The sequence below is a fragment of the Serratia sp. TSA_198.1 genome (assembly GCF_052686505.1).
Genome location: NZ_JBQZFP010000002.1, coordinates 495,230 through 516,555 on the forward strand (window position 1 = coordinate 495,230; position 21,326 = coordinate 516,555).

General features: G+C 57.1%; 18 protein-coding genes. 6 read left to right on the forward strand and 12 right to left on the reverse strand.

The window, feature by feature from the left end; translation table 11 throughout:
* Positions 1–194 precede the first annotated feature (194 nt).
* From mepS to ACUTSW_RS13685, 3 genes are all read right to left on the reverse strand, one after another.
* A complete protein-coding gene (gene mepS, locus ACUTSW_RS13675) occupies positions 195–770 on the reverse strand; it encodes a bifunctional murein DD-endopeptidase/murein LD-carboxypeptidase (protein WP_004947077.1) in 576 nt (191 codons plus the stop codon).
* Positions 771–1,177: 407 nt separating this feature from the next.
* Positions 1,178–1,888, reverse strand: a complete 711-nt coding sequence (locus tag ACUTSW_RS13680) for a phosphatase PAP2 family protein (RefSeq protein WP_062868057.1) — start codon at positions 1,886–1,888, stop codon at positions 1,178–1,180.
* Between the two features lie 51 nt (positions 1,889–1,939).
* Positions 1,940–2,914 carry a CobW family GTP-binding protein gene (locus ACUTSW_RS13685; RefSeq protein WP_445584639.1) on the reverse strand — a complete coding sequence of 325 codons (975 nt, stop codon included), beginning with the start codon at positions 2,912–2,914 and terminating at the stop codon, positions 1,940–1,942.
* Positions 2,915–3,228: 314 nt separating this feature from the next.
* Between ACUTSW_RS13685 and ACUTSW_RS13690 the strand changes: the two genes are divergently transcribed.
* Positions 3,229–3,537, forward strand: a complete 309-nt coding sequence (locus ACUTSW_RS13690) for a type 1 fimbrial protein (protein WP_445584640.1) — start codon at positions 3,229–3,231, stop codon at positions 3,535–3,537.
* A gap of 49 nt (positions 3,538–3,586) precedes the next feature.
* Here ACUTSW_RS13690 and ACUTSW_RS13695 read toward each other — a convergent pair whose 3' ends face one another.
* Complete coding sequence (locus ACUTSW_RS13695; RefSeq protein WP_445584641.1) at positions 3,587–5,068, reverse strand: mannitol dehydrogenase family protein; 1,482 nt, start codon at positions 5,066–5,068, stop codon at positions 3,587–3,589.
* Positions 5,069–5,409: 341 nt separating this feature from the next.
* Here ACUTSW_RS13695 and uxuA point away from each other — a divergent pair, with 341 nt between their 5' ends.
* Positions 5,410–6,600 (forward strand): mannonate dehydratase, encoded by a 1,191-nt coding sequence (uxuA, locus tag ACUTSW_RS13700; protein ID WP_445584642.1) that lies wholly within the window; start codon positions 5,410–5,412, stop codon positions 6,598–6,600.
* Positions 6,601–6,739: 139 nt separating this feature from the next.
* On the opposite strand, the gene yeiP is transcribed toward uxuA, so the two are convergent.
* Positions 6,740–7,312: an elongation factor P-like protein YeiP gene (gene yeiP / locus ACUTSW_RS13705; protein ID WP_013813782.1), complete on the reverse strand. Its 573-nt coding sequence runs from the start codon at positions 7,310–7,312 to the stop codon at positions 6,740–6,742.
* A 129-nt stretch (positions 7,313–7,441) separates the two neighbouring features.
* Complete coding sequence (gene mtr, locus ACUTSW_RS13710; protein ID WP_445584643.1) at positions 7,442–8,686, reverse strand: tryptophan permease; 1,245 nt, start codon at positions 8,684–8,686, stop codon at positions 7,442–7,444.
* A gap of 283 nt (positions 8,687–8,969) precedes the next feature.
* Here mtr and ACUTSW_RS13715 point away from each other — a divergent pair, with 283 nt between their 5' ends.
* Positions 8,970–9,224: a YkgJ family cysteine cluster protein gene (locus ACUTSW_RS13715; protein WP_006317870.1), complete on the forward strand. Its 255-nt coding sequence runs from the start codon at positions 8,970–8,972 to the stop codon at positions 9,222–9,224.
* On the opposite strand, the gene ACUTSW_RS13720 is transcribed toward ACUTSW_RS13715, so the two are convergent.
* The 4 genes from ACUTSW_RS13720 to ACUTSW_RS13735 all read right to left on the reverse strand — a co-directional run bounded on the left by ACUTSW_RS13720 (position 9,221) and on the right by ACUTSW_RS13735 (position 14,923).
* On the reverse strand, positions 9,221–10,399 hold the full coding sequence (locus tag ACUTSW_RS13720; protein ID WP_445584644.1) for a sugar efflux transporter: 1,179 nt from the start codon (positions 10,397–10,399) through the stop codon (positions 9,221–9,223). The two genes, ACUTSW_RS13715 and ACUTSW_RS13720, sit on opposite strands and share 4 nt — an antisense overlap.
* 171 nt (positions 10,400–10,570) lie before the next feature.
* Complete coding sequence (gene torA / locus ACUTSW_RS13725; RefSeq protein WP_197912460.1) at positions 10,571–13,051, reverse strand: trimethylamine-N-oxide reductase TorA; 2,481 nt, start codon at positions 13,049–13,051, stop codon at positions 10,571–10,573.
* Between the two features lie 12 nt (positions 13,052–13,063).
* Complete coding sequence (locus ACUTSW_RS13730) at positions 13,064–14,224, reverse strand: NapC/NirT family cytochrome c (protein WP_004947044.1); 1,161 nt, start codon at positions 14,222–14,224, stop codon at positions 13,064–13,066.
* Between the two features lie 258 nt (positions 14,225–14,482).
* Positions 14,483–14,923 carry a nucleotide triphosphate diphosphatase NUDT15 gene (locus ACUTSW_RS13735; RefSeq protein WP_445584645.1) on the reverse strand — a complete coding sequence of 147 codons (441 nt, stop codon included), beginning with the start codon at positions 14,921–14,923 and terminating at the stop codon, positions 14,483–14,485.
* A 247-nt stretch (positions 14,924–15,170) separates the two neighbouring features.
* On the opposite strand from ACUTSW_RS13735, the gene fruB reads away from it, so the two are divergent.
* The 3 genes from fruB to fruA are packed head-to-tail and all read left to right on the forward strand — an operon-like array spanning position 15,171 to position 18,942.
* Complete coding sequence (gene fruB / locus ACUTSW_RS13740; RefSeq protein ID WP_197912463.1) at positions 15,171–16,304, forward strand: fused PTS fructose transporter subunit IIA/HPr protein; 1,134 nt, start codon at positions 15,171–15,173, stop codon at positions 16,302–16,304.
* Positions 16,301–17,242 carry a 1-phosphofructokinase gene (fruK, locus tag ACUTSW_RS13745; RefSeq protein ID WP_004947035.1) on the forward strand — a complete coding sequence of 314 codons (942 nt, stop codon included), beginning with the start codon at positions 16,301–16,303 and terminating at the stop codon, positions 17,240–17,242. Before fruB ends, fruK begins: the two co-directional genes overlap by 4 nt.
* 11 nt (positions 17,243–17,253) lie before the next feature.
* Entirely contained in the window at positions 17,254–18,942 is a 1,689-nt protein-coding gene (gene fruA, locus ACUTSW_RS13750) for a PTS fructose transporter subunit IIBC (protein ID WP_445584646.1), read from the forward strand.
* A 60-nt stretch (positions 18,943–19,002) separates the two neighbouring features.
* Here fruA and nfo read toward each other — a convergent pair whose 3' ends face one another.
* Together nfo and ACUTSW_RS13760 are read right to left on the reverse strand one after the other, a co-directional pair.
* On the reverse strand, positions 19,003–19,842 hold the full coding sequence (gene nfo, locus ACUTSW_RS13755; RefSeq protein ID WP_166728652.1) for a deoxyribonuclease IV: 840 nt from the start codon (positions 19,840–19,842) through the stop codon (positions 19,003–19,005).
* 108 nt (positions 19,843–19,950) lie between these two features.
* Positions 19,951–21,030 carry a YeiH family protein gene (locus ACUTSW_RS13760; RefSeq protein ID WP_445584647.1) on the reverse strand — a complete coding sequence of 360 codons (1,080 nt, stop codon included), beginning with the start codon at positions 21,028–21,030 and terminating at the stop codon, positions 19,951–19,953.
* Positions 21,031–21,326 lie beyond the last annotated feature (296 nt).

The following is a 21,326-nucleotide window of genomic DNA, read 5'->3' on the forward strand; positions in this document are numbered from 1 at the left end:
ATATCCCAATGGTGGTGGTGCAGTCATTATTCATCGTTATTTACGCAGGGTAATCCGCTAACAAATGCTTAATTGTATTTGATGATGATAGGTGAGTTTTTTATCAGCGTAACGTTACGGATAAAAAAAACGCTGCCCAGGGGCAGCGTTTTATTGCTCGTTTGGTATTCAGGACAATCAGGTATTTTGCGCCGTCAGCTGCTGGTCAGCACTCTGCGGGCTTCACGATAACGTTTATTCCAGTAGTTATCGTTCAGATTCGAAATCATCACGCCGCTGCTGGTAGAGGCATGAACGAATTGATCGTTACCTAAATAAATGCCGACGTGGCGCCCGGTAGAGCCGGCGCGGAACAGCACCAGATCGCCAGGACGCAGTTTGGTACGCACGATTTTCTTGCCGAGGTCTTCCTGCTCGTAGGTAGAACGCGGTAAATCCATACCAAACTGTTCACGGAAGGTGCGTTGTACAAACGCCGAGCAATCAATGCCGCGCTTGCTTTCACCGCCTAAACGGTAGCGAACACCTTTCCAGTCTGCATACTGATCCATAATTTTTGACTTAACGTCAACGTTACGGACCATTGCTTCGAATTCATCCTGAGAGGCTTGCAGTAAAAGACCGTTTTTGTCATTAACTGCATGCATCTCAGTTTGTGCGTTATTCAAGTTCGAAGTGTGAGTCGAGCTGCACGCGGAGAGCATTACCGCTGCGGCAATTGCAGGTACTACCCGCAAAAAATATCTCAGAAACGGTTGAGATTTGACCATTGTTGTTGTTTTCCCTTGAAGTCCTTAACGACGAAAGTCGCTACCTGAAAATGCCAAACGAAACGAGCCTAATCTGCACCTGCTGCCCCGACAATCGCTTACCGCTGAAAACGTGGCGGAACGCACATTTTTCACGGATTTAATGCTGAAACGAGGTAAACCAGGCACAAACGCATCCGAGGTTACCGCAACGAATCAGGGATTGCGAGCCTTTTCCTGTCCTTTTTTATATGAATTTGTGATGTAACATAATGTAAAACTTCATATAAAAAACGCCGATTGCCCGTTGTGTTGGTTTTACGTGAAATCAGGTGACGAAAGCGTTAACGCGCTGATGTGGAAATAGACAAAAGGTGGCGCGGAAATAATCAGGAGGCGGCGGGCCTCCTGCGGGTCATAGCGATTTGTTATGACTGGGTGGGGCGGTGTTTGCCGGGCAGCATGAGGTTCAACCCGTTAATCAGCTTGTCGCTGAGTGGGGTCATCAGGCACCAACTGACGCCCACCAACACCACGGACAGTGAGCCGACGGCGATATCGGTGAACCAGTGGGCACCGATCATCACACGCGGCAGTGAGAAAACCAGCGTGATCAGCAGCGCCACGGCAAAAGCGCGGCGGTTAAAATAGCGCAGCATAAAACAGCTAAAAATCATCAGCATCATGCCGTGGTCGCCGGGGAAGCTGTCGCTGGAGGCGTCTTTGGTGGGAATGCCGGTCAGCATACTGACGCGGTTGATATTCTCGAAGCTGAGCGACGGGCTGGGGTGTTTTACCGGCAACAGGTGCCCAAGCTGGTTCAGCACTACGGCGGTGAGCAACATGACAACGCCGGTGACCCATAAACGACGGCGGCCGACGGCATCTTGCTTGAGATAAAAATACAGGTACAGCAGCCCCATGGCGATCAGGGAAATCACGTCGAAGGCGCGATTATTGGTGATGGCCACCAGGTGCAGAAAGCCGGGATCGGTCGCCAGATGGCGGTTGAAGAAAAAGAAAATCGCTGAGTCCAGAGTAAACCAGTAACCGTGGTTAGCCGGCAGGAACCAGGACAGAAACAGCGCAATGCCCAGTAAATTGAAGAAAATGATGAAGGGTAAATTGCGGCGTGTCATGACATAACCTGTTGTAAGTCTAAAAATAAAATGATGTTAACGGTAAAGATTCTAACTTAAACGAATGTTAAACAATTGGGATTGCAGGGCGTTCCAGTCAGCATTGTCGCTGTGGATCAGTTCAATGCGGCTGTCCAGCGGTGCGACAGGGCGCGTTTCGATATTGAGATCCTGCCCCTGGCGGTTAATCAGCAACGTGCCTTCCGCAATGCGGACCACGCCTTTGGCGCGTTCTACCGGCGCCAGCCGCACCCACTCCATGATGCCAATGGTATCGAATACCGTGTCCGCATCAAAAATCCAGCCGCAGCTGGTAAACCCCTGGCCCTGATTGAGCGCCCGTCGCCAACGCGAGGTTTCCGGCAGCCGCAATGCGGCCAGGCCCTGAGTTTTGGCATGGCTATGATGATGCTGCGCATCCGGTAATTCTGTGCGATTCGTGCGAGGCAGGTTGAGCCAATCTACATTTGCCTGGCCTTGTTCTATGGGGTAAAGCGGCCGCTGGCGGGGATCTTGCGCCACCCATTGTTGCAAGGCCAGCAGATCCTGCGGTTGATAGGTGTCGCTTTTACTGGCCAGAATAATGTCGGCCGCTGCCAGTTGATCGCGAAAGTTTTCATTTTCTCGATAGCGCGGCTCGCTGAGTTGGTGAGCGTCCAACAGGCACAGCGTGGCCTGCAGATCGATCCAGCCGGCGTAGCTGTCCTGCGTCAGCAACGACAGGATTTGCTTCGGATGGCCCAGGCCGGTCGGCTCGATGAGCAACCGATCGGGCTTGCTTTGCTGCAACAGCATATTCAATCCAACCTGCATCGGCAGGCCGTTTACGCAGCACATGCATCCGCCGGGGATCTCCTTCAGCACTGCGCCGCTGTCCGCCAGCAACGCGCCGTCGATGCCAATTTCACCGAATTCATTCACCAGCACCGCCCAGCGTTCGTGTTCCGGCTTGTTGGCCAGCAGATGACGGATGGTGGTGGTTTTGCCGCTGCCGAGAAAACCGGTGATCAGGTTGGTTTTGGTCATTGATGATTCCTGATGTTGATAAAGTCCAGGGGGCGATAATTAAGCTGTGCCGCCTGACTGTGTGTGAGTGTGTTTAACCTGCGCCAGGTCACAAATTCAATACGTTAAAATGCGTTATTTAACCGGTGAAATCCACGTTTGGTGCTCGGAAAATTCCTAACAAAAACCCGCTATTAGACAGGTGCGCAGGCAGTTAGTAGCTTGTTTTTACGCTATTAATGGCTGGAATATCCATCAAATAACCCCCCTTACCTTGCGATTATTCCTAAGAAAGTCCTCTATGTTTAAATTGAGTTAACAAAAGTGAGGTTGCCATGAACATCTTTCGGTTAGTTTTGATCGCAGGAATGTTTTTTTCATGGATGGCGGCAGGCCATGCCGGAACCACTGGCGGGGTTATTCATTTTGTTGGTTCTGTCGTAGAAAGCCCCTGCTCGGTGGATATCGCCGGTTCAACGGCCAATACGCAATGTTACCGCAATGGGCAACACTATCAAGGGCAACAGACCCTGTCGCACTTCGATGTTTCACGCAAAGAGCTTCCACTGAATTTAGGCACGACGGAAATGCAGTGGGTGGATCAACAGAAAAAATTGGCCGTCATGACCGTGGTTTATCGTTAAGTTATCCGACCATGCCGGACGCAGCTTGCCCGGCATGGTTTTCATTTCCTTAGGCCAGTTGAGTCGCAACCCACTCTTTCACCGTTTGGCGTGCCCCGCGATCGCGCAGCGACAGGTAAGCGCGGGTTACCGCCGCCACAAATTCACCCTCGGCCGGCAGTTGTTCACCGAAAACGCTTTTCAACCCCAATAGCGCCTTAACCCGCTGTTCGTCGTCCGGCGTAGCGGCCACCCTTTGCTGCAGTACAGGCAGTAGCGGATCGCGGATGTCGATAGGCTGGCCGGCATCATCCACACCGCTGACATAGCGCATCCAGGCGGCGACGCCCAACGCCAGGCCGGCATAACTGCCGCCGTGCTGCAAATGCCAGCGGACTGAATCCAGCATGCGCTGCGGCAGTTTTTGCGTGCCGTCCATGGCGATTTGCCAGGTGCGGTGCTGCAGCGCAGGGTTGCTGTAGCGTTCGATCAGCTGCGCGGCGTAGGCGGCCAGATCGATGCCGCTGACGCTGAGGGTCGGCGCCTGTTCTGCCAGCATCAGGTGGTGGGCGGCGCGGCGATAAGACTCGTCGGCCATGCAGTCGTTAATGTACTGATAGCCGCCCAGATAACCGAGATAGGCCAGGAACGAATGGCTGCCGTTCAGCATGCGCAGCTTCATCTGTTCAAACGGTAGCACGTCGTTGACCAACTGCGCCCCGGCCAGTTCCCAGGCCGGGCGACCGGCGACAAAATTATCTTCCACCACCCATTGAATGAAGGGTTCGCAAGCGATGGCGCACTCATCATGGACGCCGCCGAGCGCGGCGGCAATGTCAGCCAGCGTTTCCGGCGTGGCGGCCGGAACAATACGGTCGACCATGGTGCTGGGGAAGCTGACCTGCCGGGCTATCCACTCGGCCAGCATGCTGTCACGCTCCTGCGCCAACCCGATTATTGCGTTACGCAGCACATGGCCGTTTTCCGGAATGTTATCGCAGGAGAGCAGGGTGAAGGCGGGCAGGCCGCGTTCAAGGCGCAGACGCAGCGCCTCCACCAGAATGCCGGGAACGGTGGCCGGTTGGCCTGGATTGGCCAGATCGGCACGGATCGCCTCGTGTTGCAGATCCAGTTTTCCACTGCCCGGCTCGATGCAGTAGCCTTTTTCGGTAATGGTCATCGACACGATCGCCACCTGAGGTTCCGCCAGCTTTTCCAGCACGGCCTCGATCCCTTCCAGCTTGCGGTGCACGCTTTCATTCACTGCGCCTATCACGATAGCCTGATTACCCGTCGCGCCTTTCTCCAGCACGCTGTACAGATGCTCTTGCAAGCGCAGGCTCTGGAACAATGGCACGCCGCCAGACAGGCTGATTTCGCAAATACCCCAGTCGCCGCCCTGGCGATTCAACACCCGGTCGGTAAGCAACGCCTGGTGGGCGCGGTGGAAAGCACCAAATCCGATATGCACCATGCGGCTTTGCAATGCGCTGCGATCGTAGCGTGGTTGCTGGACCGCATCCGGTAGCGGCGAGTTGGCGATAGTCTTCATTCAAGGCTCCAAAGCTGAGTAAAAAAGTGCTGGCCGGTAGCTTTGCAAAAGCTATCAGACCAGTTTTTCGGTCGGCATGTGAGGCTGCTTTCAGCCTTTACCGTACGGGCTATTTGCCGCCAGTGTAAGGCTGTCTGCGCATCAATAAAATTGCTCAGTCCAAAATAAGCCAGATTCGTGAAGTGGATCAACCCAGCGCGATTTCTGTTTTGACAACCCGACTCGACGGAGTAAGGTAAAAGATAAGTGATATCTATCTCGTTTGGTATAACAAGATTGCCGGGTTTGAGCGGTCTTGATCACCAACCGGCAACCTCCGGCGATTTTTACAAGGATAAACAATGGAACAAACATGGCGTTGGTACGGGCCGAACGATCCTGTCTCTCTTGACGATGTGCGTCAGGCCGGTGCCACCGGCGTCGTCACCGCACTGCACCATATCCCGAATGGCGAAGTTTGGCCGATCGATGAGATCAAGGCGCGTCAGGCGCTGTTGGCGGAGAAAGGGCTGGTGTGGTCGGTGGTGGAAAGCATTCCGGTGCATGAAGAGATCAAAACCCACAGCGGCAATTACCCGCGGCATATCGCCAATTACCAGCAGTCGCTGCGTAATCTGGCGGCCTGCGGTATCGATACCGTGTGCTACAACTTTATGCCGATTCTCGACTGGACACGCACCGATCTGGAGTACCTGCTGCCCGACGGTTCGAAAGCGTTGCGTTTCGATCACATCGCCTTCGCCGCTTTTGAGCTGCATATCCTGCAACGCACCGGCGCAGACCAGGATTACACACCGGAAGAGCAGGCGCAGGCGGCCGCCCATTTCGCTGCCATGAGCGAAGCGGAGAAAAACACATTGACCGGCAATATCATCGCCGGGTTACCGGGCGCCGAAGAGGGTTACACGCTCGATCAGTTCCGCGCCCGCCTGGCGGAGTACGATGCGATCGACAAGGCGCAATTGCGCGAAAATATGGCGGTGTTCCTGCGCGCCATTGTGCCGGTGGCGGAGGAAGTAGGCGTGCGTCTGGCGGTGCATCCGGACGATCCGCCGCGGCCGATCCTCGGCCTGCCGCGTATCGTGTCCACCATTGAGGACATGCAGTGGCTGAAGCAGACCGTCGACAGCCTCTATAACGGTTTCACCATGTGCACCGGGTCTTACGGCGTGCGTGCGGATAATGACCTGGTACGGATGATTAACTCCTTCGGCGACCGCATCCATTTCACCCACCTGCGCGCCACCTGCCGCGAAGAGAATCCGAAGAGTTTCCATGAGGGGGCCCATCTGCAGGGCGACGTGGATATGGTTGCGGTGATTGAGGCGATCCTCTGCGAGGAGCAACGGCGTCATCAGGCGGGCGATCGTCGGCCGATCCCGATGCGTCCCGATCACGGGCACCAGATGCTGGATGATTTGAAGAAAAAAACCAATCCGGGTTACTCTGCGATTGGTCGGCTGAAAGGATTGGCGGAGCTGCGTGGCGTTGAGCTGGCGCTTAAGCGCCGTTTCTTCCCTGAATTGCCGTAGCGTTTTGGTTTTCCAAACTTGCGGGCAATGTTCTGAAGGATTTACTGGATAGGGGAGTTGCATGCCGCGCCCACTATTATCGCAGGGATGCTACTTTGTCATAAAAAACAGGGGCCAATGATTGGCCCCTGAGCATTGACTAGTCTGCGCGGCTCATATAGCGGCGCTCCGCAATATGAATGCGGATTTTGTCGCCGGCGCTGAGGTATTCCGGTACCTGAATGGTCAGGCCGGTCGCCATGGTGGCCGGCTTGTTGCGGGCGCTGGCGGAGGCACCTTTGATGCCCGGCGCGGTGTCGACAATTTCCATATCTACGGTCTGCGGCAGTTCCAGCGCCAGCACCTGGCCGTCCAGCGTCAGCACCTGCATGCCCGGCAGGCCGGCTTCGGGAATAAACAGCAGCTCGTCTTCGATCTGGTCTTTCTTGAAGATGTACGGGGTGAAATCCTCGTCATCCATGAACACGTATTCTTCCCCGTCGATATAAGAGAAGTTCACCTTGCGGCGAGACAGGGAAATGGTGTCCAGAATATCGTCGCCCTTAAAACGCTCTTCTACCTTCAGCCCGGTGCGGACGTCGGAGAAACGCATTTTGTATAAGGTGCTGGCGCCGCGTGCGCTTGGACTTTGCACATCGATGTCTTTCACCAACAGCAGTTTGCCGTTGTAATTGATCGCCATGCCGCGCTTAATTTCGTTAGCCTTTGCCATATAAAGTAACCTGCAATGAAGAGTATTTGGGAAGTTGCGACAAGTTACTCGCGCCGCCGATTTCAGGCAAGCAGATCGCGCAAAAACAGTGACGGAAAGGGGATGACGAATGCCATCCCCTGAGCGGATTTACTGAAATACCGGCAGCAGGCCGAGCAACGCCAGCAGATGGGCGGCGGCGTTGATCACCCCGAACAGAATGATGAACAGGATCATGCCGTGGCCACCAGGCGCGCGATACTGCGCCTGCGGGAAGCGGCGGCGGCTGGCGCGCGCCAACATCGCCGGCACGATCACCGCCCAGATGGTGGCCGCCAGCCCGGCGAAGCCGATGGCGTACAGGAAGCCGTTCGGGAACAGCAGGGCGGCCAGCGTTGGCGGCGCGAAAGTCACCAGCGCGGTTTTGCTGCGCCCGGTCGTGTCATCGCTGAATTTAAAGAAGTCCGCCAGATAATCGAACAGGCCCAGCGACACCCCGAGGAATGAACTGGCCAGCGCCATATAAGAGAAGGCGTTCAGCAATTGGCCAACGGCCTGGCTGCTGGAGACGTTGCCCATTTGTTTGAGCAGGCTGCCGATGTTGCCGCCTTCGGCAATCACCTGTTTGAAGGCGTCACGGGCGATGTTGCCCTGAATCACATACTGCCACAGGATATAGATAGCCAGCGCCAGCAGCGTGCCGTACACCAGGCTGCGCACCACCGCACGGCTGTCTTTCTGGTAGTACTTCACCAACCCCGGCACGTTGCCGTGGTAGCCGAACGACGTCAGCAGATAGGGCAACGCCGCCAGGGCATAAGGCAGGTAGCTGGCCTGCTCATCGCCGCGGTTAAACAGCACCGCCGGTTGTACGTGGGTGAACATATCGCCCACCGACATCACAAAGGTGATCACCATCCCGCCGATCAGAATGGTGCTCAGGCGGTCGACGGCACGGGTCGACAACCAGACGATAAACGCCACCAGGATGGCAAACACCAGCCCTGCAGTGGTTTGGCCGACGCCGACGATGCCTTCCAGCGTGTGGGCGATGATCGAGCCGCCGGCGGAAATGTAGGCGTAGGTGAGGATGTACAGCACAAAGGTAATGGAAATGCCGTTAATGGCGTTCCAGCCTTTGCCCAGCAGATCTTTGACGATGGTATGGAAGCTGGCGCCGCTTGGGTAATGCAGTGTGGCTTCCAGGATCATCAGGCCGGAAACCAGCATGCAGGCCCAGGTATAAATCAACAGCGCCACGGAGCCGCTGAACCACACGCCAGAAGTGACGATGGGAATGGAGAACATGCCGGCGCCGACGGCGGTGCCTGCAATGATCATCGCGCCGCCGAGTACCGAAGGGCGGGCTAGCTTCTGGATGGTGTCCGTGGACATTTTTGCTCCTGAGTGGCCGCGTCGGCCGTGAGTTCTTTTGTACTAGCTCAATGGTACATATGAGATTGGTGCATGTAAAGCCGCGAATGCGCTTGTTTCATGCATTAATTGGCGTTAATTGGACAATTTATGGCGTATTTTTAACCTGTGCGCGAATGGCCGCTTTGTAGCTATGGAGGTGGGGTGTAAAGATTGGCGGGTAAAGCCGGATTATGCTGGCGGCGGATGAGCCGTGCTGATATTGTCGCGCTTCAATTCCGCCAGCCCACCGGGAGACTCGCTGATGGACTGTCGTACCGACTGCGGCGCCTGTTGTATCGCGCCTTCAATATCCAGCCCTATCCCCGGAATGCCCAACGGCAAGCCCGCCAATACCCGCTGCATTCATCTGAGCGAGCAACTGCGCTGCGGCCTGTTTCACTCGCCGCTGCGGCCCAAAGTGTGCGGCAGCCTGCAGGCCAGCCGCGAGATGTGTCATGACCATCGCGACCAGGCATTGATCTACCTGATCAAGCTGGAAGCGGATACTGCACCTTAAGCGTCTTTAAGCTTCCACAGGCACAGCATCGCGCCGACAACCATCGCCAGCGCGGAATAAAACACCGCGTGATAGCTCCAGATCTCCGCCACTACGCCGGCGACAGAACCGGCAATAATCCAGCCCACGCGCGTGGTGTTGGTAAACAAGGTGGTGGCTGCACCCGCCTGTCCGGGCATCAAATCCTGGAAATAGAGCATGCCGATCCCCGCCAGCACGCCGATAAACGCCGCGTTAAGCAGTTGCAGGGCGATCAGTTGCCAGGTGCCGGTGATAAACAACAGCCCGAAATAAAACAGCAGGCCCGCCACCACCGCGCAGCGCATCAACATACGTTTGCCGAAGCGTTTGGCCACCATGCCGGCAATCAGCATGGTCGGTATCTCCAGCCCGGCCGCCGTGCCCATCAGTATCCCGGCCAGCTTTTCCGACAGTTGCAGTTCGTGCACCATATACAGCGGCATATTAATCAAATACATGCCATTTGCGGTCCACATAAAGGTGCAGGCCATAAACAACAGCAGCGTATCGCGGCGGTTCTGGCGTGGCGCCTCCAGCGTGGCACGGGTTGTCACCTGCGTTTTGCGCATCGATGGCAGCATTTTCCACACCAGCGCGCCGCACAGGATAAATGCTGCCGCCGCCGCCAGATACATCACCTTAAAGCCAAAGCCCAATGCCAGCGCGAAGGCGATAGGCGGGCCTATTACCCAGGCGAGGGAAACCTGCGCACGCAAAATTGAGCTGAACATCACCGCCTCGCGGCCGGTGCGATCGGCGTGTTCGCGCGCCAAGGCAAACATCTGCGGGTTGGCGGTAGAGCCGAAACTGGTCAGCATCACGCCCACGATCAGCAGCAGGTAATAATTACGGTTCCAGGCGAACAGCACGCAGCCCAGCGCGCCCAGCATGCAGCAGAGGAAAATCAGCGACTTGCGGTCGCCTTTTTGATCCGAGCGGCGGGCGAGAAACTGGCTGACCAGAATGCCGATGACGGCGCTGCCGGTGAAAAACAGGCCCACCATCGAAGGACGTACCTGCACTTCCGTCGCCAGAAACAGGCTGAGCGTGGGGGTCTGTAAGGCACCGGCAATCCCGGTGAGAAAAGCCACGACGAGAAAGGCCAGCGAAGTGAGATCGGGCGAGCGTCGCGTTACCGCAGTCGATGTAGGCATAGAGGTCAGTAAAGGGTCGGAATGATAAGGAGGTCGGGTGAATAATACGCCCATTTATCAAGAAAGAACAAAAAAACAAAAAGCGGTTTCATTTTTCCTGGCAGTAAAAAACGTTTATTTGGATAAGGCTAAGTAAAAAAGGGCGACGTTGCCGCCGCCCTGTCTGGCAGTTTACGCGCCTGCAGGCACGGCGTGTGCGGTGTTTTTCAGCACCGGGCCCTGATACTTCTCAATCTGCAACTGCGCCATTTGTCCGCAATTGCCTTGTGCCAGGCTGGAGGAACCCACGTCGAAGGTCAGGCAGTTGACGTTGCCGTTCTTGCACAGCGACCCCGGTTGGGAAGGATCGGCCGGATCGAACCAGGCGCCTTCGCTGATGCGCACCACGCCGGGGCGCACGTCTTCGCTGACCACCGCACCGACCAGGATCTGGCCGCGATCGTTAAACGCCCGCACCAAATCGCCATTGGCGATACCACGCAGTTGGGCATCCTGAGGGTGGATCACAATCGCTTCCCGATCCGCTACCGCGTATTTTTTACGCAGCGGCGTGTTGTCGAGTTGCGAATGGAGCCGGTTGATCGGGTGCGCGGTGTTCAGCGACAGCGGGTACTTCACCGCTTCCGGCCCGCGATACCATTCGTGAGGCGGCATCCAGGTCGGGATGCCCGGGCAGTCCTGATACTTCATTTTGGCGATGGCGTCGGAGTAGATCTCGATTTTGCCGGACGGCGTGCCCAGCGGATTCAGCAGCGGATTTTCGCGGTAGTCGGCGAAGCGCACCCATTGGGTATTGGCCTCGGGCACCGGGAAACGCACATAGTTGTTGGATTGCCAGAACATGTCGAACGGCGGCAGGGCCACCCGGGCGGCGCGCGCTTGGGTTTTCATGTCGTCGTACATGCCTTTGAGCCACTGGGTTTCATCTTTGCCTTCGGTAAAGGCATCCTGAACCCCCAGCCTGGCGGCCATCGCTGCGAAGATATCGAAATCGCTGCGCGACTCATGCTGCGGCGGCACGCACTGGTGCATCGGGAACACGTACAGCTGCGAATAATCGCCGCCCATTTCCAGATCGTTGCGCTCGTAGCTGGTGGTGGCCGGCAATACGATATCGGCGTGCTTGGCGGTGGCGGTCCAGTAGGGTTCGTTCACCACGATAGTGTCCGGCCGCTGCCAGGCCTTGACCAGGTTATTGGTGTCCTGATGCTGGTGGAAGGTGTTGCCGCCCGCCACGTACACCATTTTCACCTCAGGGTAGGTCACCTGCGCGCCATTGAAGTTAATGGTCTTACCGGGGTTGGCCAGGCATTCGGCAATGCGTGCCACCGGGATCGGCGACGGGGAGTTCTTCGGCGAATTGCCGGCGGAAATACCGGCAATAATGCCGCCTTTCGCCGTCGGGCTGCCGCCGGAGGAATAATGATAGCTGAAACCGAAGCCGCCGCCCGGCAGGCCAACCTGGCCGAGCATGGCCGCTACCGTGACCAACAGCCAATGTTGCTGTTCGCCATGATGCTGACGCTGAATGCCCCAGCCGCCCATGATCATGGTGCGGTTTTTCGCCATGTCGCGCGCCAGTTGGCGCAGCACTGCGGCATCTACGCCGCAAATGTCCGCAGCCCATTCGGCGGTTTTCGGCATGCCGTCGTGTTCGCCCAGCAGATAGGCCTGGAACTTGTCAAAACCGACGGTGTAGGTTTTCAGGAAGTCCGGGTTATGCAGTTTCTCGGTCAGCAACGTATGGGCGATGCCGATCAGCATGGCGCCGTCCGTATAAGGGCGCGGAGCAATCCACTGCGCGCCGACAAATTTGGCGCTGTCGTTGTGCACCGGATCGATGCTGATGACGCGGGTGCCTTTTTTCTTCAACGCCTCAAAACCGGTCTGGCCGTAGTGATCCGGCACGTTCCAGCTGTTTTTCAGCGTGATCATCGGGTTACAGCCCCACATCACCACCAGTTGGCTGTTTTCAATCACGTTGGGCCAGGCGGTTTGCTGCTCGTAAACCTCCATCGAACCCACTACGTGCGACATGATCACCTGCGCCGCACCGGTAGAATAGTCACCGGCATAGCCGAGGAAACCGCCGGTCAGATTCATCAGGCGTTGCAGCAGCGTGCGGCTGTTGTGCAACATGCCGACGCTCTTCCAGCCATAGGAACCGGCGTAGATGGACTGCGGGCCGTGATCTTTTTGCAAACGGGTGATCTCGTTGCAGACCAGTTCAATCGCTTTGTCCCAGCTGACGCGCACCCATTCGTCGCGCCCGCGCAGTTCAGTGCGGCTGCCGGGGCCGCCTTCCAGCCAGCTTTTACGCACCATCGGGTATTTAATGCGGTTTTCGGCGTGCACCTGGAAGGGCGCCATGGTGATCAACTCGTTCGGATAAGGATCGTCTTTCACCGGCTGTACGCCGACCATTTTGCCGTCCTGTACGATAGCTTCGAAAGCGCCCCAGTGCGCGCCGGTCAGAATGCCTTTTTGCGCCTGGCGCAGTACCACAAACTGCGGCAATGCCTGGCTGATGGCTTGCGCCAGCGCAGATTTAGGCCACAGGCCCGCCAGCAGCGGTGCGGCGGCCAGCGCGGTGGCGCCGGTCAGGAAGCGGCGGCGGCTCATTGTTAACGGATGTTGTTGATATTTGCTCATTGCGCTTCTCCCTTAAAGCTTGGCTGGTGCGGCAGGTGCCATGTCGCTGGCGTGTTTCTGCACGTACTGTGTCAGAACGCGCAGCTGTTCCTGCGTCAGCGAGGTGCGTGGAGCCATGCCTTTAATCACGCCGATCCACTGGTTGGCGTTGAAGCGATCGAGGGCGGTCAGGCCGTGACAGCCGGTACAGTTGGCCGACATCATATCTGCCGCGTAGCGCCAGATTTTTTGCTGATCGTCGATCAGTTGCTTGCGTGGCAGCCAGACCTGCAGTGAAACCTGATGCCATACCAGGCCGGTTTCGGCGTCTGTCAGAGTATTGCCGGTTTTCAATAATTTACGGGCGTCTTCACCCAACAGCACGCTGAGGATACGTTTGCCCTGCGCGGCATAAAACACTTCGCTCACGCCGTCCTGTTGCCAACCTGAGACGTTGGCCAGCACTTTGTCGCCGTCTTGTTTCACCACCTGAACTTCGGTGGAAGGCATCAGGTTACCGGCATTGTGGCTGTCGTCCGGCTGCAGGAAGAACGGCTCGGTGGCGATGGTGTACAGTGTGGTGGCGGTAGGTGAGGTTTCCGCCGCCGCCTTCGCCAGTTCGGCGGCGCCGGCCTGAGTTTCACCGCTCATGTCCGGCAGGATATGCGCCACGCCTTTATGACAGTCGATGCAGGTTTCGCCCTGTTTGATGGCGACCGGGTGCTGAATACGCGCTTCAGGCCGTTGGGCGGTGATGTCCATGGCGTCGAAACTGTGGCACGAGCGGCAGGTGGCGGAGTCGTTTTCTTTCAACGTTTTCCACACCGACTGGGCCATCGCCAGCTTGTGCGCCTCGTATTTTTCCGGCGTGTCGATGGTGCCGACCATTTCGCCATAAATGTCTTTTACCGCGCGGATTTTGGTCCACAGGTAATCGAGCGGTTCATGCGGGACGTGGCAGTCGGCGCATTCGGCGCGGATGCCTTTGGTGTTCTGGAAGTGAACGCTGCCCTGATATTCAGCCAAAGGCTGTTGCATGGTGTGACAGGAAACGCAGAAGGTGGTGTCGCTGGTTTTATGGAACACGGTGGCGGTGCCCGCCAATAGCGCCGCACCGAGGATAATGCCGAGCAGCAGTAGCCACAGCCATCCCCACCGGCGCTTTGTTGCCCAGCCCGTTAGTTTTTTGTTCATATTGAACCCACTTATAATTATGAAATACCAAGGAAAACCTTTCCCTAAAAGGTGTTGGCCAAAGGCCAATTAACCAGATTAAGTATAAGGTTTATTGGTAAAAACATCTAACACTATAGGGTTATTTTTAGTGGAAAAAAGGCCATTCGGGGGAAATTTTAGCGTTATATTTTGTATTACATAGCGCGTTTTTACAGAGGATTATGACTTTGTAAACACCGTCACGGACAGGGTATGAAAACCCTGAATGGGAAATGGTTATTTTGTCGGCAACAATGAGGCTGTCGGTAAATAGCATTGGCCGGTCAGCCACAGATGGATGGCGTTGCGGCTGGCTTCAAAATGCGGCTCCGGCAGCGCCTCAGGTAAACACCAGCGCCATTCCGAGCATTTATCCGGTTCTTTCAGTTGCGCCTCACCGCCGGGATGTTGCGTCACCATACATACCGATACCGTATGCTTTCCTTCGGCACGCCAGGTCTGCAGATTGTTACTGATGCCGATCAGGTTCGGCGGGGCGATGATCAACCCGGTTTCTTCGGCGATCTCACGCTGCGCGCACTGTTCAAACGTCTCGCCGGCATCCAGATGTCCACCGGGAATTGACCAGAAAGGGGCGTGTTTACCGCAGCGTTTTCCCAGCAAGATCTCTCCCTGCGCATTAACGATGATTACGCCTACGCCCGCGACTACAGTCATGCTTCTCTCCGTCAGCAAAGTTTCAGCACAGTATGTCACTTTTGCGCCGCAGCGGATAACCCATAGGCCAAAGTGTGCGTAAGGTCAAAAATTTATCACATCAAAATTGAGAAAACTTGCTTTCAGTCTGGGCTACTCACACACTGATTGAAACGTTTCAGCGTTATTGCCGCAATGACTTCGTGTCGATAACGCTCCTTTTTCTCAATAAAGCTGAAACGATTCAATTCAGCAGGAGAGGAGAATCATGTTCCAGTTATCACAACAAGACATCCACCTGGGCGCTGCCGCCGGCAGCAAACAGGACGCTATCCGCCAGGTGGCCGCCGGGCTAACCGAGGCCGGCTGCGTCAGCGCCGCCTATGTAGACGGCATGCTGCAGCGTGAGCTGCAAACCTCAACCTACCTGGGCAACGGCATTGCCATTCCGCACGGCACTACCGATACCCGAGATCTGGTGCTGAATACCGGCGTGCAGGTCTTCCAGTTCCCTCAGGGCATCGAGTGGGGTGAAGGCCAAACCGCGTATGTGGTGATCGGCATTGCCGCCCGTTCCGATGAACACCTGGCGCTGCTGCGTCAGCTGACGCACGTCCTGAGTGACGACAGCGTGGCCGAACAGATGGCGAAAACCACCTCATCCGAAGAGCTGCGCAGCTTGCTGATGGGCGAAAAGCAGGCAGCTGAATTCCGGTTCGACGCTTCGCTGATCGCACTCGACGTTGCCGCAGATAACCTAATGACGTTGCAAGCGCTGAACGCGGGCCGTCTGCAGAAAATCGGCGCAGTCAACGCACAGTTCGTCAGTGACGTCATTACCCGCCGGCCGTTGAATCTCGGGCAGGGCATCTGGCTGAGCGACAGCACCGAAGGCAATCTGACCAGCGCGGCGACCCTGAGCCGTCCGGCGCAGGCATTTGACGAAAACGGCGAGCAAGTGGCGCTGTTGCTGACGCTGTCCGTAGCCGACCAGCAACCGCTGGCGGTGCTGAATTACCTGGGTGACCTGCTGCTGGCGAACAAGGCTGAACGCCTGCTGAACGCCGATGCCGCCACCCTGTTGGCATTGCTGACCAGCGAGGTGGAAGAAGAAAGCACCATGCTGAGCGCCGAGTACGTGATCCGCAACGAACACGGCCTGCATGCCCGTCCCGGCACCGCGCTGGTTAACGTGATCAAGCAGTTCAACAGTGAAATTACCGTCACTAACCTGGATGGCAGTGGCAAACCGGCCAACGGACGCAGCCTGATGAAGGTCGTGGCGTTGGGCGTTAAAAAAGGACATCACCTGCGCTTTACCGCCAAGGGTGAAGATGCTGAAGCGGCGCTGAAAGCGATCGGTGAAGCCATTAACGAAGGACTGGGCGAGGGCGCAGCATGACCAGAAGAGTAGCCACCATAACCCTGAATCCGGCTTACGATTTGGTGGGCTTTTGCCCGGAGATCGAACGCGGGGAAGTGAACCTGGTGAAAACCGCTGGCCTGCATGCCGCCGGCAAAGGCATTAACGTTGCCAAGGTTCTGAAAGATCTGGGCATTGATGTCACTGTGGGCGGTTTCCTGGGGAAAGACAACCAGGATGGCTTCCAGTTGCTGTTCAGCGATCTGGGCATCGCCAACCGCTTCCAGGTGGTACCGGGCCGTACCCGCATCAACGTCAAGCTGACGGAAAAAGACGGTGAAGTGACGGATTTCAACTTCTCCGGTTTTGAGGTGACATCGCAGGATTGGGATCGTTTCGTGACCGATTCTCTGAGCTGGCTGGGTCAGTTCGACATGGTTGCGGTAAGCGGCAGCCTGCCGGCCGGCGTTGATCCCGATGCCTTTACCGACTGGATGATCCGCCTGCGAGCACAATGCCCGTGCATCATTTTCGACAGCAGCCGCGAAGCGCTGGTCGCCGGATTGAAAGCGGCGCCATGGCTGGTGAAACCGAACCGCCGCGAGCTGGAAATCTGGGCCGGTCGTCCGTTGCCGCAGTTGGAGGACGTGGTTGAAGCCGCGCATGCGCTGCGCGATCAGGGCATTGCCCACGTAGTGATTTCTCTCGGCGCCGAAGGCGCGCTGTGGGTTAACGCCTCCGGCGCCTGGATTGCCAAGCCGCCGGCTTGCGAAGTCGTCAGCACCGTGGGCGCCGGCGATTCGATGGTTGGCGGCCTGATTTATGGCCTGTTGATGCGCGAATCCAGTGAACACACTCTGCGTTTGGCCACCGCCGTGGCTGCGCTGGCGGTAAGCCAGAGCAACGTTGGCGTGACCGATCGTCCACAGTTGGCCGCGATGATGGCGCGCGTCGATCTGAAACCTTTTAACCAATAGCAGGAGGCGTAATGAAAACGCTGCTGATGATAGACAATTCGTTGGGGCAGGCCCGTGGCCACCTGGCGAAACGCATGCTCGGCGCTGCTGCGGCGAAAACCGGCCTGACGCTGGTTGAGTCGCCTGCCGAGGCCGAACTGGTGGTAGTGGCGGGGCAGACAGTGCCTGCTGACGCCGCGCTGAACGGCAAACGGGTTTATGTGGGCGATGTGGAGTTGGCGGTACGCGAACCGGAAGCCTTCCTCGCACTGGCCAAAGCCGAGGCGAAAGCCTGGCAGGCGCCGACTGCGGTTGCCGTGCCGGCAAAAGCGGCGGGTCAAAAACGTATTGTGGCGATCACCGCTTGCCCAACCGGCGTGGCGCATACCTTTATGGCAGCCGAAGCCATTGAAAGCGAAGCTAAAAAACGCGGCTGGTGGGTGAAAGTGGAAACCCGCGGCTCCGTGGGCGCCGGTAATGCCATTACGCCTGAAGAAGTGGCGGCGGCGGATCTGGTGATCGTGGCAGCTGACATTGAAGTGGATCTGGACAAGTTCGCCGGCAAGCCGATGTACCGCACCTCTACCGGTCTGGCGCTGAAGAAAACCGCGCAGGAACTGGACAAGGCGCAGGCCGAAGCCGAGATTTTCCAACCGCAGAAAAGCGGCGGTCCGGCAGTGGCCGGCAAGAAGAAAGAGAGCGCAGGGCCGTATCGTCACCTGTTGACCGGCGTGTCGTATATGCTGCCGATGGTGGTGGCGGGCGGTTTGTGTATCGCGCTGTCGTTCGTGTTCGGTATCAAGGCATTTGAAGTCAAAGGCACGTTGGCCGCGGCACTGATGCAGATTGGCGGCGGTTCAGCCTTCGCGCTGATGGTGCCGGTGTTGGCCGGTTTTATCGCTTTCTCCATCGCTGACCGTCCGGGCCTGACGCCGGGTCTGATCGGCGGCATGCTGGCGGTGAGCACCGGTGCCGGTTTCCTCGGCGGTATCATTGCCGGTTTCCTGGCGGGTTACGTCGCCAAATTTATCAGCACCAAGCTGCGTTTGCCGCAGAGTATGGAAGCGCTGAAGCCGATTTTGATCATTCCGCTGGTCGCCAGCCTGGTCGTCGGTCTGATCATGATTTACATCGTCGGTACGCCGGTGGCGAAAATCATGGAAGGTCTGACTCACTGGCTGCAATCGCTGGGTACCGCCAACGCGGTGCTGTTGGGCGCGATCCTCGGTGCCATGATGTGTACCGATATGGGTGGCCCGGTTAACAAAGCGGCTTACGCCTTCGGCGTGGCGCTGCTGAGTTCTTCGGTATACGCCCCAATGGCTGCCATTATGGCCGCCGGTATGGTGCCACCGTTGGCGATGGGATTGGCGACGCTGCTGGCACGTCGTAAGTTCGAGAAATCCGAGCAGGAAGGCGGTAAAGCGGCGTTGGTATTGGGCCTGTGCTTTATCTCTGAAGGCGCGATCCCGTTCGCTGCCCGTGACCCGATGCGTGTGCTGCCATGCTGCATCGCCGGCGGCGCACTGACCGGTGCGCTGTCGATGGCCTTCGGCGCCAAGTTGATGGCTCCGCACGGTGGTCTGTTCGTGCTGCTGATCCCAGGTGCTATCACGCCGGTGTTGCTGTATCTGGTGGCGATTATCGCCGGTACGCTGTTGGCGGGCGTGTCTTATGCGCTGCTGAAACGCGCTGACGTCCCTGCGGCTACCGCTGCTTAACGTTATCGCAGGCAATAAAAAAACCGGAGCATCAGGCTCCGGTTTTTGCATTTTTGGGGCTTATTGTTGCGCTTTCAGCCAGGCGATTTCTTCCGCCCAGATATCCGGGTTCACGGTTTCGAGAATCAGGGGGATATTGTCGAACCGCGAGTCGCTCATGATGTAACTGAATACCGTTTTGCCGATATTGCCTTCACCCAGGCTGTGATGGCGATCGACGCGGCTGCCGAACGCGCTCTTGGCGTCGTTCAGATGCATGCCGCGCAGGTAGTTGAAGCCCACCACGTCACCCAGCGCTTTAAAGGTCTGCTCGCAGGTTTCTTCGGTACGCAGATCGTAACCGGCGGCAAAGGCATGGCAGGTATCGATGCACACGCCGACGCGGCTTTTGTCTTCCACGCCGTCAATGATCGCCGCCAGGTGTTCGAACCTGAAGCCCAGATTGCTGCCCTGGCCGGCGGTGTTTTCAATCACTGCCGTCACGCCGACGGTTTTATCCAGCACGATGTTGATGGATTCAGCAATGCGCGCCAGGCATTTGTCTTCATCAATCTGCATCAGGTGGCTGCCGGGGTGGAAGTTCAGCAGCGTCAGCCCGAGTTGTTCGCAGCGCTGCATTTCATCCAGAAACGCCTCGCGAGATTTTTCCAACGCTTCGGTCACCGGGTGGCCGAGATTAATCAGATAGCTGTCGTGCGGCAGGATTTGCCCTGGACCGTAACCGTACTGTGCGCAGGCGCTTTTGAATTTATCAATCACCTCTGCCGGCAGTGGTGCGGCCTTCCATTGACGCTGATTTTTGGTGAACAGGGCGAACGCGGTCGCCTCTAATTCGTGCGCGCGGATAACCGCCTGATCCACGCCGCCTGACGCGCTGACATGTGCACCGACAAACTTCATTTTCATTCTCCTGTGTAATCGGCGTCATTATGGCATTGATAACGGCAGGATTGAATGGCGACAAAAAAGCCCGCGATAAATCGCGGGCCAGCGAAAGCTCAAGGCTCATCAGAAGAAATGTTGCACCAGCAGGTTCATCGCGCCGCCGCCGACAATCAGCCAGATAAACAGCAGGGTGGCCAGCAGAATGGGTTTGACGCCGGCCTCACGCACCGCGCTGATGTGGGTGGTCAACCCCAGCGCCGCCATCGCCATCGCCAGCATCCAGGTGTCGGCGGTAATCAGGTGTTTCACCCAGGTAGCCGGGATCAGGTTGAACGAATTCAGCCCGGCGACGGCGATAAACAGCACCGCGAACCAGGGAATGGTGATGGCGGATTTGTCCGCCTTGCTCCCGGCATCGCGGCTGCGGCTGATATAACCGGAAAGCAGCAACAAGAACGGTGCCAGCATCATCACGCGGATCATTTTGGCGATCACTGCGGCGTTTTCGGCATCCGGCCCGACGGCATGACCGGCGGCGACAACCTGCGCCACTTCGTGGATGGTTGAACCGGCATAGATGCCAAAGGTTTCCTGGCTCAGCGGCAGCCACTGATAATGCTCATTCAACTGGAACAGCCACGGGTAGGCGAAGATTGCCAGCGTACCGAACACCACCACGGTGCTCACCGCGACCGCCACCTTGCTGGAATCGGCCTTCAGCACCGGTTCGGTCGCCATCACCGCCGCTGCGCCGCAGATGCTGCTGCCGGCGCCGATCAACATCGCCGTCTGGCTGTCGATGCCGAACACTTTTTTACCCAGCCAGCAGGCCAGCAGGAAGGTGGTGCTCAGCGTCAGCACATCGATGATGATGCCGGTAGCGCCGACGTCGGCAATTTGCTGAAACGTCAGGCGGAAGCCGTAAAGAATGATGCCCAACCGCAACAGACGCTGTTTGGCGAGTTGAACGCCGCTGTGGCAACTCGGTTGCAGCCAGGGATACAGCGTATTGCCCACCAGAATGCCGAACAGGATCGCCAGCGTCAGCGCACCCAGCCCTAGACCGGCAACCCACGGGATATCGCCTGCCCAGATGGCCAGTGCGGTGAGCGCGCCGGCCAGCAATAACCCCGGCGCCAGCCGAGGTAAACCGAGCAGGGGAAAGTGTCGTGATGGAAAAGCAGGTGTGGTATCGGTCGCCATGAGTCAGCCCTTTTAATCGAATTCCTTGAGCACAAGACTACGTTTTGGCGGCATAAAAGAGAAATTGATTATATATTTATAACCTATCTGAATAAGTGGTAATTCTCTTCCTCTTTCAGGCTGCAACCTGAACATTATTGGGGAGAGAAAATCGTGGGCGAGGTGTGGTCGTCATACCGATTTCTGCAAACGTGGTAATCTTAATGAATAGATACCCTGTGCGTCGTTGCCGGACAGCGGCGCAGATTTAGCATTAATTTCAGTGGTTTTACGATCAGGCCACTTTTCAATACCGA

Coding starts and splice junctions, on each gene's coding strand:
- mepS (WP_004947077.1), bottom strand. CDS start 770: ATGGTCAAATCTCAACCGTTTCTGAGATATTTTTTGCGGGTAGTACCT.
- ACUTSW_RS13680 (WP_062868057.1), bottom strand. CDS start 1,888: ATGACACGCCGCAATTTACCCTTCATCATTTTCTTCAATTTACTGGGC.
- ACUTSW_RS13685 (WP_445584639.1), bottom strand. CDS start 2,914: ATGACCAAAACCAACCTGATCACCGGTTTTCTCGGCAGCGGCAAAACC.
- ACUTSW_RS13690 (WP_445584640.1), top strand. CDS start 3,229: ATGAACATCTTTCGGTTAGTTTTGATCGCAGGAATGTTTTTTTCATGG.
- ACUTSW_RS13695 (WP_445584641.1), bottom strand. CDS start 5,068: ATGAAGACTATCGCCAACTCGCCGCTACCGGATGCGGTCCAGCAACCA.
- uxuA (WP_445584642.1), top strand. CDS start 5,410: ATGGAACAAACATGGCGTTGGTACGGGCCGAACGATCCTGTCTCTCTT.
- yeiP (WP_013813782.1), bottom strand. CDS start 7,312: ATGGCAAAGGCTAACGAAATTAAGCGCGGCATGGCGATCAATTACAAC.
- mtr (WP_445584643.1), bottom strand. CDS start 8,686: ATGTCCACGGACACCATCCAGAAGCTAGCCCGCCCTTCGGTACTCGGC.
- ACUTSW_RS13715 (WP_006317870.1), top strand. CDS start 8,970: ATGGACTGTCGTACCGACTGCGGCGCCTGTTGTATCGCGCCTTCAATA.
- ACUTSW_RS13720 (WP_445584644.1), bottom strand. CDS start 10,399: ATGCCTACATCGACTGCGGTAACGCGACGCTCGCCCGATCTCACTTCG.
- torA (WP_197912460.1), bottom strand. CDS start 13,051: ATGAGCAAATATCAACAACATCCGTTAACAATGAGCCGCCGCCGCTTC.
- ACUTSW_RS13730 (WP_004947044.1), bottom strand. CDS start 14,224: ATGAACAAAAAACTAACGGGCTGGGCAACAAAGCGCCGGTGGGGATGG.
- ACUTSW_RS13735 (WP_445584645.1), bottom strand. CDS start 14,923: ATGACTGTAGTCGCGGGCGTAGGCGTAATCATCGTTAATGCGCAGGGA.
- fruB (WP_197912463.1), top strand. CDS start 15,171: ATGTTCCAGTTATCACAACAAGACATCCACCTGGGCGCTGCCGCCGGC.
- fruK (WP_004947035.1), top strand. CDS start 16,301: ATGACCAGAAGAGTAGCCACCATAACCCTGAATCCGGCTTACGATTTG.
- fruA (WP_445584646.1), top strand. CDS start 17,254: ATGAAAACGCTGCTGATGATAGACAATTCGTTGGGGCAGGCCCGTGGC.
- nfo (WP_166728652.1), bottom strand. CDS start 19,842: ATGAAGTTTGTCGGTGCACATGTCAGCGCGTCAGGCGGCGTGGATCAG.
- ACUTSW_RS13760 (WP_445584647.1), bottom strand. CDS start 21,030: ATGGCGACCGATACCACACCTGCTTTTCCATCACGACACTTTCCCCTG.